Source organism: Amorphus suaedae (assembly GCF_053629675.1).
The window spans coordinates 585,159-598,917 of sequence record NZ_JBRJIT010000002.1 but is presented as its reverse complement, the minus strand read 5'-3'; the positions used below and the strand labels follow the sequence as shown (position 1 = coordinate 598,917).

The following is a 13,759-nucleotide window of genomic DNA, read 5'->3' as shown; positions in this document are numbered from 1 at the left end:
GCGGCCTTTTCATTTGGAGCGGCGGCGCCTCCGCTCAGCCCGTCTGGCCGAAATCCGCGGCCGAGCCGATCGCGGCGATGTCGAACGGGGTGGTCTGGTAGATCACGTTGATCCAGTTGCCGAACAGAAGGTGCGCATGGCTGCGCCAGCGGTTCTCCGGTCGCCGGGTCGGGTCGTCGTCCGGGAAATAGGCGACCGGCAGCGTCCCCCGCCCGTCGCGCGCGTACTCGTCGGCCAGCGTGTTGGTGTCGTATTCCACGTGGTTGAACATGTGCAGGGCCCGCCGCTCGGGATCCTCCAGCAGGCAGAGGCCGCTCTCCTCGCTCTCCGCCAGCACGCGCAGCCCCTTGCCCTCGGGCAGGTCGCTCTTGCGCACCTCCGTCCAGCGCGACACGGGGATGGCGAAATCGTCGGAGAAGCCGCGCAGGAACGGCGACGACGGCACCAGGTTGCGCTGGCTGAACACCCCGAACGCCTTTGCCGGCAGTTCGTGCTTCGGCACGCCGTAGAAATGGTGCAGCGCCGCCTGCGCCGCCCAGCAGATGTTGAGCGTCCGGTGGACGTTGGTCTGCGTCCAGTCGAAGATCTGCTGCAGCTCGCGCCAGTAGCGCACCTCCTCGTAGGCCAGCCGCTCCACCGGCGCGCCGGTGATCACGAACCCGTCGAAGCGCTCGTCGGCGACGTCGGCCCACGGCCGGTAGAACGCCTCCATGTGATCGACCGGCGTGTTCTGCGCGATGTGGTCGGTGATGCGCACCAGGGTCAGCTCGATCTGCAGCGGCGTCGCGCCGAGGAGCCGGGCGAGCTGGGTCTCGGTGGAGACCTTGTTGGGCATCAGGTTGAGCAGTCCGATCCGCATCGGCCGGATGTCCTGGCGGACCGCGTCGGCCTCACTCATGACCATCACGCCCTCGGCTTCGAGCGTGCTGCGTGCGGGAAGGGTATCGGGAATCTTGATGGGCACCGTGCGTCGCAGCTCCATGGCGGGACGACGCTCGTGGCCTGATCCGCTTGATTGCCAGCTCGGCCACATCCCCCTCGCAGGGTGCCACCTTGCCCGGATCGGCAGGTTGGCGTTGGGCGTCCCCCAACTCTTGATGTCTGTGTCTTAGATACGAAGGCGCGGCGCCGTTGGCAATGGCCGCCGCGCGCCTCCCGTCACGTCGCGCGAGCCCTGATCGATCCGGCCCCGTCTCATCGCGCCAGGATCGCGGCCCGCGCCCAGTCGGCGGTGGCCGGCCGATACGCCCACGGCACGTTGTTGCACACGTGGTTGCCGTCCGCGAGGATCCGCACCTCGGCACGGTCCCCGGCCCAGGCCCTGGTCTTCTCCGCTTCCGCCGGCGGGAAGATCCGGTCGAGCCCGCCATGGAACAGCAGCATCGGGCAGTCGGGCGGCGTGGCGCCGTCGAGCGTGAAGGCCCGCGCCCGTTCGATCGTCTCGGCCTCGCTGCCGCCCTCCAGCGCGAAGCCCATGTTGTCGCGATAGACCGAGGGGAACGACCCGATCATCGCACCCAGATCGTGGAAGCCGTTGATGGAGACGACGCCCGCCAGACCCGGGAGCGCGGCGGCGGCCCTGAGCGCCAGATGGCCGCCGAAGGCCATGCCGACCAGCACCACCTTCTCGCGGTCGATGCCGACGCCGTCGAGATAGGCAAGCGCCGCCTCGACCGCACTCGCGATGTCGGCGCGCAGCGGGCCGGCCGAGCGGCCCTCCCCCTGCCCCGGCCCGTCGAGCGAGAAGGTGGCGAGGCCGCGCTTCAGGAACGCCTCCTCCAGCGCCGGAAACTCCTCCTTGGTGGAATCCGAGCCCGGGATCAGCAGCACGGCCCCGACCTCCCCCAGCCCCGGCCGCCGCAGATAGCCGTACAGGTGGCCGCCCTCGAACGGGATCTCCGCCCTGGCCGACGGCGGCGCCAGCAGCGGCGCGGCGCGGCGGAACACCTCGACCTTGGCGGCGTTGGCGCGCGCCTTCTGGTCGAGGTCGTCGAAGAACATGAAGTTGGCGAAGTGGTAGAACAGCGACGCGCGGGCATAGGCCTCGCCGGCGGTCACGGGGTGCCCGGCCGCTTCCGCCGCCGCCCCCAGGTCGCGGTGGCGATCTCCCTCGGCGACCCAGGTGGCGCACCAGCGCTCCCAGGTGCCCGTGCGCTCGATGACGCCGCGCGCGGTGGCGGAGGGAATGCCCGCCACCTCCATGCGCGGCAGCCAGTGGCCGGTTACTTCGACGAGACGTCCGGAGTTCTCAGACATATGCGAGCCCCAAATGGTGCGCCATCCAGTCCGCGGCCTGGGTGCGGTAGGCAAAGGCGCGGTTGTTGGCGACGTGGTTGCCGTCCTCGATGCGGTTGAGCGTGACCGGCCCAACGGCCAGCCGGGCGAGCCGTTCGCCGTGCTCCGGCGGCACGATCCTGTCCTGGCCGCCGACGACGATGTAAAGCGGACAGGTGAGCCGCGGCGCCGCCTCGGCGAGGCTCACCCGCGCGGCGACCGCGCGGGCTTCCTCGTCGTTCGCCGCATGGGCGCGGGCGACGAAGGCCCGGCGGGTCAGCCCCGGGATGCTGTCGAAGATGTCCGCCCAGTCGAACGGCCCCGACAGCGAGACGCAGGCGCGGAGACGGTCGTCGAAGGCGGCGGCGCGCGGCGCGTAGTAGCCGCCGAAGCTGACGCCCCAGATGCCGATCCGGCCGGCATCGATGTCGGATCGTGCGCAGAGGACGTCGAGGATCGCGCCGACCGGCCGCTCGTAGTCCGGGCAGATCGGCAGGTCGTACTCGGCCTCCCCCTGCCCCGGCCCGTCGAAGGCGAAGGTCGCCATGCCGCGATCGAGAAACACCGCCTCGTTGCTATCCATCTCCTCCTTGGCGGAATCGAGCCCCATCGCCATCAGCACCAGCGGCGGACGATCCACCCCCGGCGGCCGGCGCAGGTTGCCGGCGAGCACGCCGCCGTCGAACGGAATCTCCAGGCGCTCGCCGGGCGGGCGCAGCAGCGGCAGCGCCTCGGTGCGGCAGGCGACCGCTTTCGCGTGCGCGGCGCGCATCTCGTCCGGGCGATGGACGAACAGGAACTTGCCGAAGTGATAGCAGGCGGCGGACGTGGAGAGGTGCTCGCCGGCGGAAAGGCGGCGGCCGTCGGCAAGGGCGGCGGCACCCAGCGCGGCATGGCGATCGCCGCGCGCGCTCCACAGCCGGCACCAGTCGTCCCAGCGCTCGACCGCGGCCGCCACCTCCTCGAAATCGGAGAGCGGCACGCCGTTGGCCACGAAGCGCGGCGCCCAGTGATCGATGGCGGATTGCACGACGGGATCGCGTTGCATCGTCCCTTTCCCGCGCCGGTCGATGCGGCGCGGCCCCTGATTTACGTATGCAAACGTTTGCACCTCATCTCCCATTTCCGGTAATCGAGCCCCTGTTCCGCGTCAAGTGCCCACAACTTTTAGGGTTTCCAGCAATCCTCACTGCGGTCTCTAGTGCCGTTGACCTGCGATCCCCCGTCGCCAACGCGGTAAATCAAGCGTCCAGCCAGTTAGGTCTTGACGGCAGGGTGCGAACGTCGCAGCATTTATGCAATCGATTGCGTGGCAGCCAAAAGCCACCAACACCCAGGGGAGGAACGTCCAGTGATTAGAACGATCACGCTGTGCGCCATGGCGGCGCTCGGATTCTCGGTTGCCGCCCAGGCGGCCGACCCGATCAAGATCGGCGCGTCGCTTCCGTTGACCGGAAACTTCTCGGTCAGCGGCGAAAAGCACGAGAAGGGCTACATGCTCTGCGTCGACATGATCAACGAGAAGGGCGGCGTTCTCGGCCGGCCGCTCGAGCTGATCATCTCCGACAACCGCTCCGACATCGGCACCGCGCTCTCCCAATACGAGCGCTTCATCAACGTCGACGACGTCGACCTGGTCTTCGGCACCTTCTCCTCCAAGCTGACCTTCCCGATCTCGGCGGTTCTCGCCAAGAACGGCATGGTTCATCCGGTGCCGGCCGGCGGCGCGCTCCGGATCTACACCCAGGGCCACAAGAACCTGTTCTACTTCCAGCAGAACGCCGCCGAATATTTCGGTGAGGCCATGAAGGGCGTCATCGAGGACCGGATCCCCGAGGGCGAGCGGCCGAAGACGGTTGCAATCGTTCACGCCGACGACTTCTTCGCCAACGCGATCGCGGCCGGCCTGCTCGGCCAGAAGGTCACCGATCCGGGCGGCGGCGTCATCGCCGACCTCGCGCCGGGTTACCTGGCTGATGCCGACATCGACGTGGTCTACACCGAGAAGTGGCCGGAGGAAGGCTTCTCCGACTGGCTCAACCTCGCCAACTCCATCAAGAACGCCAATGCGGATCTCGTGGTCGGCCTGACCGCCTCGGCGGAAGAGGCCGTGCAGCTCACCCGCGCCCTGAAGACCGTCCGGGCCGAGCCGAAGATGCTCTATCTGAGCCAGGGCACCCAGGCCGAGTTCAAGGAAGGCGTCGGCGACTCCACCAACGGCGTGATGGTGCACACCTCCTGGCACGAGGACGTGCCGTTCATCGGCCTGCTGGCCGGCGAGGAGCTCTCCAACCAGGACTTCCAGGCCGCGTTCGAGGCGAAGTACGGCAACAAGCCGGACGAGGACTCCGCCATCCCGTTCGCCGTCTGCGAAGGCATGGAGCAGGCTATGCGCGGCGCGGAGAGCACCGACAACGCCAAGCTCGGCGAATGGCTCTACGCCCGCACCAAGGAAGACCCGGTGCGCACGGTGCTCGGCCCGTTCTCCTGGCACGAGAACGGACTGCCGGTCGACCGCAAGCTGCTGGTCGCACAGTGGCAGGACGGCGCGCTGAAGTTCGTCTACCCGACGGGCGAGTTCGAGGGCGTCTCCGACCTCATCTACCCGAAGCCGAATTGGTAGCCACCGCCGGCTGACAGCACCGACCCGCCCCGCCTTCCGCGAAGGTGGCAGGGCGGGTCGGCCACGCCGGAGACGCCGCATGCGGGTGCGAGGCCCGTGGCGAAGCCGCACGCCGGCCGACGCATCCGCCTCACCATCCAGGCTCGGACGGAGCCGTCACCGTCCTGCCCGGCCGTATCCCGGCCGCAGGCACGCATATCGAGCGGGAGAGATCAGGTTCATGTTGCGCGTGGAAGGGCTCTGCAAGCATTTCGGTGGCATCCGGGCCGTCGACCAATGCAGCTTCGAGATCGCGGAAGGGTCGATTTCCGCGCTGATCGGGCCCAACGGCGCCGGCAAGACCACCGCCTTCAACTGCATCAGCCGGACCATGCAGCCGACGTCCGGCGAGGTCTGGCTGGAAGGCAAACGCATCGACCATCTGAAGCCGCACCAGGTCACCCGTCTCGGCCTGTCGCGCACGTTCCAGATCACCCGCAGCCTGGAAGACCTGACGGTTCTCGAAAATCTCTGCGTCCAGGTTCCGAGCCACGGCCTGCGCCGTCTCGCCGGTCCGTCGATCAGCGCCGCCGAGCGCGCCAAGGCCGAAGAGATCCTCGAATTCCTGGGCATCACCCGCATCGCCTACGAACAGGCGCGGAACCTCTCCTACGGCCAGCGCAAGCTGATGGACTTCGCGGCGCTGCTGATGTCCGACCCCAAGATCATCCTCCTCGACGAGCCGGCCGGCGGCGTCAATCCGCGCCTGCTGGAAGACATCGTCGACCACATCCGGGCCCTGCATTCCCGCGGGCTGACGATCCTCATCGTCGAACACAACATGGAACTGGTGATGAGCCTGTGCGAGCACATCGTGGTGATGGCCCAGGGGCGCGTAATAGCCGACGGCCCGCCGGAAGCGATCAAGTCGAACCCGGAGGTGCTGGAGGCCTATCTCGGCGCCTCGACGTCGATCGACGACGCGACGGTGGAGACGGCCCATGGCTGAGCTCCTGCGCGTCAGCGGTGTCGTTGCCGGCTACGGCTCCGGCCCCGCCATCCTCAACGGCAGCGACCTGACGGTCGAGCCGGGCAAGATCCACTGCATCATCGGCCCCAACGGCGCCGGCAAGTCGACGCTCCTGAAGGCGATCGTCGGCATCCTGAAGCCGCGCCAGGGCGAGATCACCTTCGAGGGCGAGTCCATCACCGGCCTGCGGCCCGACCAGGTGCTGCGCCGGGGCATCGCCTTCGTGCCCCAGGAGCGCGCACTGTTCCCCAAGATGAGCGTGCGCGAGAACCTGCGCATGGGCGGCTTCATCCTCAACGACCGCGCCGAACTGCAGCGGCGCATCGACGAGGTGCTCGAGCGCTTCCCGATCCTGAAGGAACGCGCCGACCAGCACGCCGGCACCATGTCCGGCGGCCAGCAGCAGACCCTGTCGATGGCCCGCGCGATGCTGCTGCGGCCGAAGATCGTGATGCTGGACGAGCCGTCGCTCGGGCTGGCGCCGAAGATCGTCCAGGAGATGTTCGACATCATGAAGATGCTGCGCGACGAGGGCGCCACGATCCTCCTCGTCGAGCAGAACGCCATGATGGGGCTGAAGAATTCCGACTGGGGCGTGGTGCTCGACCTCGGCCGCACCCTGTTCGAGGGGCCGGCCAGGGAGATCCTCACCGATCCGCGGATCCAGGAACTCTATCTCGGCGGCCACACCACGGCGGCGGCCTGAGGAGCAGCACATGGGACACACTCTCCAGATCCTGATCCTCGGCCTCTGCCTCGGCGGCGTCTACGCGCTGATGGCGTGCGGGCTGTCGCTGGTGTTCGGCGTCATGCGGATCGTCAATCTCGCCCACCCGTCGCTGATCATCGCTGGCGCGTTCATCTCCTACTGGTGCTTCACGCTGTTCGGCATCGATCCGATCCTGTCGCTGCCGATCTCGGCCGCCGCGCTCTTCGTGATCGGCATCATTCTCTACAAGCTCGTCTTCGAGAAGGAGGCGCGCAGCGCCAAGTACTCCGAGATGACCGTGCTGCTCACCTTCGCGGTGGCGATGGTGGTCGACGGGGCGCTCGGCACGATGTTCGCCAACACCCAGCGGGTGACCTCGCCCGGCTATGCCACCGACGCCTTCTTTTTCGGCGAGATCTTCATTCCCAAGGGCCAGCTCTTCGCCGGCATCATCTCCATCGCCATCATCCTCGGGCTCATCGCCTTCCTGCGCTACACGCGCCTCGGCTACGCGATCCGCGCCACCGCCCAGAACCGGGCTGCGGCGGAGCTCCTCGGCGTCAACGTCAACTTCGTCTCGCTGATCTCGTTCGGCATCGGCGTGGGGCTCGCCGGTGCGGCGGGCTCGCTGGTGTCATTCGTGTTCTCGTTCTTCCCGGCCAAGCACTGGGAATGGATCGCCATCCTGATGTCGCTGGTGGTGCTCGGCGGCATGGGGTCCGTCCAGGGAACGGTGATCGCCGCCTTCCTGCTGGCGGTGGTCTCGGCCTTCGTCGGCGCCTACGCCGGCGCGACCTGGTCGACCATGACCTTCTTCGTCGCGCTCTTCGCCATCCTTCTGGTCCGGCCGCAAGGTCTCTTCGGAGAGAAGCCCGAACATGTCTGACACGACCAACCGCAACCCGGATGCCGTCGCCGACGTTCTGACGGCCCGAAGCGCCTACAACGCGGGCCTGACCCGGTCGGGCGCGCGGGGGCGGTCGTGGATCTTCGCCGCGGGCCTCCTCATCGTGCTGATCGCGCTCCCCGCGATGCAGCTCGTCGGCAACAACAACTACTATCTCCACATGGCGCTCTACACGCTCATGTACGTGGCCATGGCGGCGAGCTGGAACATCCTCGGCGGCTACACGGGCTACGTGTCGCTCGGCCACAACGTGTTCTACTGCATCGGCGGCTACGTCTCCGGCATGATCCTCGCCAAGATGGGCGTCAGCACGCTGATCACCGCGCCGCTGGCCGGCCTGGTCGCGGCCGCGGTCGGCGTCCTCGTCGGCATGATCACGCTCCGGATGCGGGGGCCGACCTTCATCATCTCGTCGATCGCGCTGCTGATGATCGTGCGCATCCTGTTCGACAACTGGGGCTACGTCGGCGGCGCCAACGGCGTGACGCTCCCCGTCACCGACCTCGACGTGCGATGGGCCAAGGTCCCCTATTACTACGCCATGCTGGTGATCGCCGTGCTGGCGGTCGTCGCCAGCTACAAGATCAAGCACTCGAAGTTCGGGCTGGGCCTGCGCGCCATTTCCCAGGACGAAGTGAAGGCCGAAAGCGCCGGGATCAATACCGCCGCCTACAAGGTCGCCGCCTTCGCCATGTCGGCCTTCTTCGTGGGCATGGCGGGCGCGGTGTGGGGCGAGTACCTCACCTACCTCCGGCCCAACATCTTCCTGATCATCCTCGTCGCCGCCTACATGGTCCTCATGTGCATCATCGGCGGCAAGGGCACGGTGGCGGGGCCCATCCTCGGCGCCGTGCTGATCGTCCTCTTCAACGAGTTCTTCGCCGCCACCATGGGCGCCAGCGAGATCAACATCCTCGCCACCGGCCTCATCATGGTGCTGGTGCTTCTGTATTTTCCGCTCGGCGTCGTCGGCACGCTTGCCCAGAAGGGCCGGCTGCCCCGCTTCCTGGATTGGGATTGAGGACCACGCATGACCGACTTCGTTCTCTACAACGCCCCGCAGTCGACCTGCAGCCAGCGCGTCCGGTTCGTGCTCAACGCCAAGCAGACGCCGTTCGAGGAGCACAAGCTCGACCTCTTCTCCGGCGACCAGCTGAAGCCCGAGTACCTGGCGATCAACCCCAACGGCGTCGTTCCCAGCCTCGTCCACGACGGCCGGACGGTGATCGATTCCGCCGTGATCATGGAATATCTCGACGAGGTGGTGCCGGACATCCGCGCCTTCACGCCGGAAGACCCGGTCGAGCGCGCGAAGATGCGCTCGATGCTGCGCTACATCGACGAGATCCCGGCGCCGGCGATCCGGGTGCCGTCCTACAACCTCGCCTTCCTGCCGCACTTCCAGCAGATGAGCGAGGAGGACTTTCTGGCCCTGGCGAACTCCAAGCCGCTGCGCAAGGAGTTCCTCCTGAAGATGGGCCGGACGGGCTTCCCGGAAGAGGAAATGGCCTCGGCGATGGACCGGCTGGCCCGCACCATCGCCCGCATGGACAGCTGGATTTCCGAGAGCGGCGGACCCTTCTTCCTCGGCGAGAAGATCAGCCTCGCCGACATCTCGCTGATGCCGGTGATCGTGCGGATGGACGACATCAACCTGCACGGATACTGGGCCGACCGGCCGAATGTCGCGACCTGGCTCGACGCCATCCGCGCCCATCCGGCGTTCCGCGTCACCTACTATCCGGGCTCGCTGCTCACCGAGAAATATCCCCACCTCGCCAGCCTGCGCGAGGAGCGGCAGCGCAGCGCCTGACCAACCCGTCGACGGTTGACCAGCCGCGCGGCTCAGGCGATCCGCCACAACAGCTCCCGTTCGGATCGATGCGATCTGGACGGAGAGCGGTTGCTCAGGGGATTGCATCTGGAGCCGTTGCTGAACGCGCGGGCCATGCCACCTGACCGAAAGAGGGCACTAACCGCCGGCGCGGTCCGCAAGCCGGTCGCGCAAGGCCGAGATCTTCCTGACCAGATCGGCCATCTCCGCCTCGTCCATCCCCACCGCATCGAACACGCATGGCGGCACGTCCGCCGCCGGCGCCCTCATCGCCCGCCCCTCTTCGGTGAGGCGGACGCGCACCTGTCGCTCGTCCTTCGGGTCGCGGGTGCGCGTGACGTAGCCCTGCCCTTCCAGTCTCTTCAGAAGGGGGGTGAGCGTGTTGGATTCCAGACGAAGCGCGCTCCCCAGCTCCTTCACGGTCCGACCGTCCTCCGACCAGAGCGCCATCATGACCAGGTACTGCGGATAGGTCAGCCCGAGCCGCTCGAGCAGCGGCCGGTAGACCTGATTGAAGGCGTGCTGGGCGGAGTAGATCGAGAAGCAGAGCAGGTCCCCGACGTCGGGGGTCTGCGGAAGGGCTGTTGGCTGGGTCATCCGGATATCGTCTCCACTTTGCCCCTTTAATTTAGATCGTGCACGATGAGATCGCAAGCGCTTGACTTCCGCGTCGGACTCCGCATATAGAAAATCGTGCTCGATTCAATCGCGCACGATGCAAAATGGACACCGAGCAGAACACGGCTCGAAACGGCGCCCACGGCCCGCTTTCGCACCGTCACAGCACCCTTCGGACGAACCGATCCGCCGGTCCCGGGATGATCCCGGACGGCCAGACATGGAGACTTTCGATGGCAACGTTCACCACCAGCGACGGCACAGAAATCTTCTTCCGGGATTGGGGAGCCGGTCAGCCGATCGTCTTTTCCCACGGATGGCCGCTGAGCGGCGATGCCTGGGACGCGCAGATGCTGTTCTTCGGCCAGAACGGCTACCGGGTCATCGCCCACGACCGCCGCGGCCACGGCCGCTCGGCGCAGCCGTGGGACGGCAACACGATGGATCAGTACGCCGACGATCTGGCCGAGCTGATCGAGCATCTCGACCTCACCGACATGATCATGATCGGCCACTCGACCGGCGGCGGCGAGGTCGCCCGCTACATCGGCCGGCACGGAACGGCGCGCGTCGCCAAGGTCGTGCTCGTCGGCGCGGTGCCCCCGTTGATGCTGAAGACCGAGGGCAACCCGGAAGGCACGCCGATCGACGCCTTCGACGGAATCCGCAAGGGCACCGCCCTCGACCGCTCGAACTTCTATCTGGGTCTGACGACGCCGTTCTACGGCTTCAACCGGGACGGCGTGGAGGAGAACGACGGCCTGCGCCACAGCTTCTGGCGGATGGGGATGCAGGGCGGCATCAAGGGCCAGTACGACTGCATCCACGAGTTCTCGGAGGTCGACTACACCGAGGATCTGAAGAAGTTCGACCGGCCGACCCTGCTGGTTCATGGTGACGACGACCAGATCGTCCCCATCGCGGCGTCGGCGCTGAAGGCGGCCCGGATCGTCGAAGGCGCCGAACTGAAGATCTACGAGGGGAGCTCCCACGGCCTCGCGCAGATCGAGGCCGACCGCTTCAACAGGGACGTGCTTGCCTTCATCGAGGGCTGAGAACCGCGATCCACCCCCAAATCACGAGACAGCCCGGGGCGCCCATCGGTGCCCCGGGCCGTTTCAGGATCCCGCGCGCAATCGCGCGGACGGGCGTATCAGCCCTTGCCTTCCTCGACCTCGAGGCCGGTCGGCACCGGAACGTTCTCGCTCTCCAGCGTCATGCCCGCGTACTGAGCATGGGTTTCGAGCAGCGTGGTGAAGTCCTTGGCGAGATAGGCTTCGGCATCGCCCTTCAGGTGCGCCATGCCGAAGTGGTTCTGCAGCGCCTCGCGGGTCGCCACCGTCACCGGCATCGGCACGCCCAGCTCGCGGCCCGAAGCCAGGCCCAGGTCGAGGTCCTTGCGCAGCAGGTAGGGCGTGAACGTCGTCGTCCAGTCCAGGTTGACCAGCGCGTTCGACTTGTAGCGGGTGAACACCGACCCCATCACGCTGTTGTTCATGAAGTCGAGGAAGGCGTGGCGCGGCACGCCGGCCTTCTCGGCCAGCAGCGTGATCTCGATGAGGTTCTGGATGACCACGCCGAGCATGACGTTGTGGGCGATCTTGCAGATGCGGGCGAGCTCGCCGTCGCCGACGTAGGAGACGCCGCGGCCGGCCAGCGCGTCGAGATAGGGCTTCACCGCCGTGAAGGCGTCCTCGGGCCCGGACGCCACGACGCTCAGCTTGCCCGCCTTCACGCACTTGCCGTTGCCGGACACCGGTGCCGCGACGAACTGGGAGCCGTGCTCGGCGAGCCGGGCGCGGATGTCTTCCGATTCCTCCAGGGCGATCGACGAGCAGTCGACGAAGATCTTCGGCAGCTTGCCGTTGGCGCCGGAAACGACCCCGTCCGGGCCGAAATAGACGTGCTCGAGGTCGGCGCCGGTGGAGACCATGGTGAACAGCACATCCACCCCGGCGAGATCGGCCGGGCGGTCGACGAGGGTCGCCCCCTTCTGGGCCAGCGGTTCGGCCTTCGAGCGGGTGCGGTTCCAGATGTGGACGGAATTGCCGGCCTTCAACAGCCGTTCCGCCATCGGGTAGCCCATCCGGCCCATGCCGATCCAGCCGAGCGAATGCTTATTGTCCATCATGAGCGGGTCCTTTCGCGGGATGTTGGTGTGTGCGGGTTGCGGGCAGCGGGGAGCGGCGCACCGACGGGCGGGGAGCGGCCGGGCCCTGCGAGCCCCGCCACGCCTTCGAAAGCCTGGCGCGCGCCCGCGCCTTCGCCTCCAGCCCCATCGTTTCCTCCTCGTTGCCCCGGCGCGGCCGCCGGCTTGTCCGGACGTCCGAAACCGTTTGCCGGCTTGCCGTCGCAGCAGGGTGCAAACGTCGGCGGGCCGGTTATGCAATCGTTTGCATATGGGTGCCATATCGGGAGCGGGATTGCAACCGCATCCGGCCGCCCCATGGCCTTCGCATGCGCGGCAACCCCTTGCCGAAATCGTTTTCCGCGCGATTCCGCAGCGGCGGCCGCCGTGCTATTCATGATGGTCGTGTCAACGATGCGTCGCCGCGCGACGGAGGCGAGGACGGACGATGGCGAAAGTCAGGGTGAAACTGAAGGATGTGGCCGCCGCGGCCGGGGTGCACGCCTCGACCGTCTCGCGCGCGCTCGATCCGAAGTCGCGCCACCTGATCACCGATTCGCTGGCCGAGCGCATCACCCGCATTGCCAACGAGCTCCAGTACCGGCCGAACTCGATCGCCTCCAGCCTCCGCACCCAGCAGTCGATGACCATCGGCGTGCTGGTGCCCGACATCACCAACATGATCTTCCCGCCGATCCTGCGCGGCATCGAGGACACCCTCGCCGAGCAGGGCTACGTGGCGATCATCGCCAACACCGACAGCGATCCGGCGAAGGAGCGCGCCCTCATCGACGTGATGCGCGCGCGCGGCGTCGACGGCCTGATCCTCGCCAGCGCCCAGCGCCAGGACGACGCCATCGTGCAGGTCATGCAGGACGGCGCGCCGGTGGTCACCGTGAACCGGATGATCGACGACGAGCGGGTGTCCTACGTTGTTAACGACGAGACCGGCGGCATCGCGCTCGCCGTCCAGCATGTCGTCGACCTCGGCCACCGCACCATCGCCCACCTCGCCGGCCCGCAGCGCCTGTCGACGGGCCTGTTCCGCTATTACGGCTTCTGCCGCGCCGCCAAGAAGCACCGGCTGCGCCACTGGCGCGACCTGATCGCCTTCGCCAGCGCCTTCAACGAGGACGAGGGCCAGGACGCCTGCCTCGACCTGATCGACCGCGGCATTCCCTTCACCGCCGTGATCACCGCCAACGACCGGCTGGCGATCGGCGCCATGCGGGCGCTGGCGAGCCGCGGGCTGAGGGTGCCGGAGGACGTGTCGGTCACCGGCTACAACGACATGCCGTTCACCGATCTCCTGACGCCGCCGCTCACCACCGTGCGCATCCAGACCTACGAGGCCGGCCGCCGGGCGGGGCAGATCATCCTGGAGCGCCTCGGCGCCGATCGCGCCTCGCTTCCGGCAGTGCACGAGGTGCTGGACGTGGAGCTGGTGCCGCGCGGCAGCACCGTGGCGCCGCCGGCCACGCCCCGCACCGAGGCCTTCGTGGCGCGCGGCGGAGCGCGTCCCGCCCTGCCTCCCGTCGAGGAGGGAACGGGCGCGGGCCTGAGAAGCAGCGACATCGAGGGCTAGCAGGTCCAGGCGCCCGGGGGTGCTGCCTCGCCGTCCGACATCGCGACGGGAGGACGGTCCTGCGGTCGGCGC

The 13,759-nt window shown here is 67.6% G+C and carries 13 protein-coding genes and 1 riboswitch; of the genes, 8 read left to right on the top strand and 5 right to left on the bottom strand.

Annotated elements, in window-relative coordinates; genetic code table 11:
• Positions 1–34: 34 nt before the first annotated feature.
• From AB7M35_RS16480 to AB7M35_RS16470, 3 genes are all read right to left on the bottom strand, one after another.
• Positions 35–964: a homoserine O-succinyltransferase gene (locus tag AB7M35_RS16480; RefSeq protein ID WP_453962556.1), complete on the bottom strand. Its 930-nt coding sequence runs from the start codon at positions 962–964 to the stop codon at positions 35–37.
• 37 nt (positions 965–1,001) lie between these two features.
• A riboswitch (SAM-I-IV-variant riboswitch) is annotated at positions 1,002–1,106 on the bottom strand.
• A gap of 88 nt (positions 1,107–1,194) precedes the next feature.
• Positions 1,195–2,256 (bottom strand): alpha/beta hydrolase family protein, encoded by a 1,062-nt coding sequence (locus tag AB7M35_RS16475; protein ID WP_453961450.1) that lies wholly within the window; start codon positions 2,254–2,256, stop codon positions 1,195–1,197.
• Positions 2,249–3,322, bottom strand: a complete 1,074-nt coding sequence (locus AB7M35_RS16470; protein WP_453961449.1) for an alpha/beta hydrolase family protein — start codon at positions 3,320–3,322, stop codon at positions 2,249–2,251. The genes AB7M35_RS16475 and AB7M35_RS16470 overlap by 8 nt, the downstream gene beginning before the upstream one ends.
• A 303-nt stretch (positions 3,323–3,625) precedes the next feature.
• Between AB7M35_RS16470 and AB7M35_RS16465 the strand changes: the two genes are divergently transcribed.
• The 6 genes from AB7M35_RS16465 to AB7M35_RS16440 all read left to right on the top strand — a co-directional run bounded on the left by AB7M35_RS16465 (position 3,626) and on the right by AB7M35_RS16440 (position 9,335).
• A complete protein-coding gene (locus AB7M35_RS16465; RefSeq protein ID WP_453961448.1) occupies positions 3,626–4,897 on the top strand; it encodes an amino acid ABC transporter substrate-binding protein in 1,272 nt (423 codons plus the stop codon).
• Between the two features lie 220 nt (positions 4,898–5,117).
• Positions 5,118–5,885: an ABC transporter ATP-binding protein gene (locus AB7M35_RS16460; protein ID WP_453961447.1), complete on the top strand. Its 768-nt coding sequence runs from the start codon at positions 5,118–5,120 to the stop codon at positions 5,883–5,885.
• Positions 5,878–6,612 carry an ABC transporter ATP-binding protein gene (locus tag AB7M35_RS16455; protein ID WP_453961446.1) on the top strand — a complete coding sequence of 245 codons (735 nt, stop codon included), beginning with the start codon at positions 5,878–5,880 and terminating at the stop codon, positions 6,610–6,612. The genes AB7M35_RS16460 and AB7M35_RS16455 overlap by 8 nt, the downstream gene beginning before the upstream one ends.
• 10 nt (positions 6,613–6,622) lie before the next feature.
• Entirely contained in the window at positions 6,623–7,501 is an 879-nt protein-coding gene (locus AB7M35_RS16450; RefSeq protein ID WP_453961445.1) for a branched-chain amino acid ABC transporter permease, read from the top strand.
• Entirely contained in the window at positions 7,494–8,543 is a 1,050-nt protein-coding gene (locus AB7M35_RS16445) for a branched-chain amino acid ABC transporter permease (RefSeq protein ID WP_453961444.1), read from the top strand. Before AB7M35_RS16450 ends, AB7M35_RS16445 begins: the two co-directional genes overlap by 8 nt.
• Positions 8,544–8,552: 9 nt before the next feature.
• Positions 8,553–9,335 carry a glutathione S-transferase family protein gene (locus AB7M35_RS16440; RefSeq protein ID WP_453961443.1) on the top strand — a complete coding sequence of 261 codons (783 nt, stop codon included), beginning with the start codon at positions 8,553–8,555 and terminating at the stop codon, positions 9,333–9,335.
• Between the two features lie 159 nt (positions 9,336–9,494).
• Here the strand turns inward: AB7M35_RS16440 and AB7M35_RS16435 are convergent, their stop codons facing one another.
• Positions 9,495–9,953 (bottom strand): MarR family winged helix-turn-helix transcriptional regulator, encoded by a 459-nt coding sequence (locus AB7M35_RS16435; protein WP_453961442.1) that lies wholly within the window; start codon positions 9,951–9,953, stop codon positions 9,495–9,497.
• 254 nt (positions 9,954–10,207) lie between these two features.
• On the opposite strand from AB7M35_RS16435, the gene AB7M35_RS16430 reads away from it, so the two are divergent.
• The gene (locus AB7M35_RS16430) at positions 10,208–11,029 is read left to right on the top strand and encodes an alpha/beta fold hydrolase (protein WP_453961441.1); all 822 of its coding nucleotides are present in this window, start codon (positions 10,208–10,210) and stop codon (positions 11,027–11,029) included.
• Positions 11,030–11,127: 98 nt separating this feature from the next.
• Here AB7M35_RS16430 and AB7M35_RS16425 read toward each other — a convergent pair whose 3' ends face one another.
• Positions 11,128–12,102 carry an NAD(P)-dependent oxidoreductase gene (locus tag AB7M35_RS16425; RefSeq protein WP_453962555.1) on the bottom strand — a complete coding sequence of 325 codons (975 nt, stop codon included), beginning with the start codon at positions 12,100–12,102 and terminating at the stop codon, positions 11,128–11,130.
• Positions 12,103–12,550: 448 nt separating this feature from the next.
• Between AB7M35_RS16425 and AB7M35_RS16420 the strand changes: the two genes are divergently transcribed.
• Entirely contained in the window at positions 12,551–13,687 is a 1,137-nt protein-coding gene (locus AB7M35_RS16420) for a LacI family DNA-binding transcriptional regulator (RefSeq protein WP_453961440.1), read from the top strand.
• The last annotated feature ends 72 nt before the right edge of the window (positions 13,688–13,759 follow it).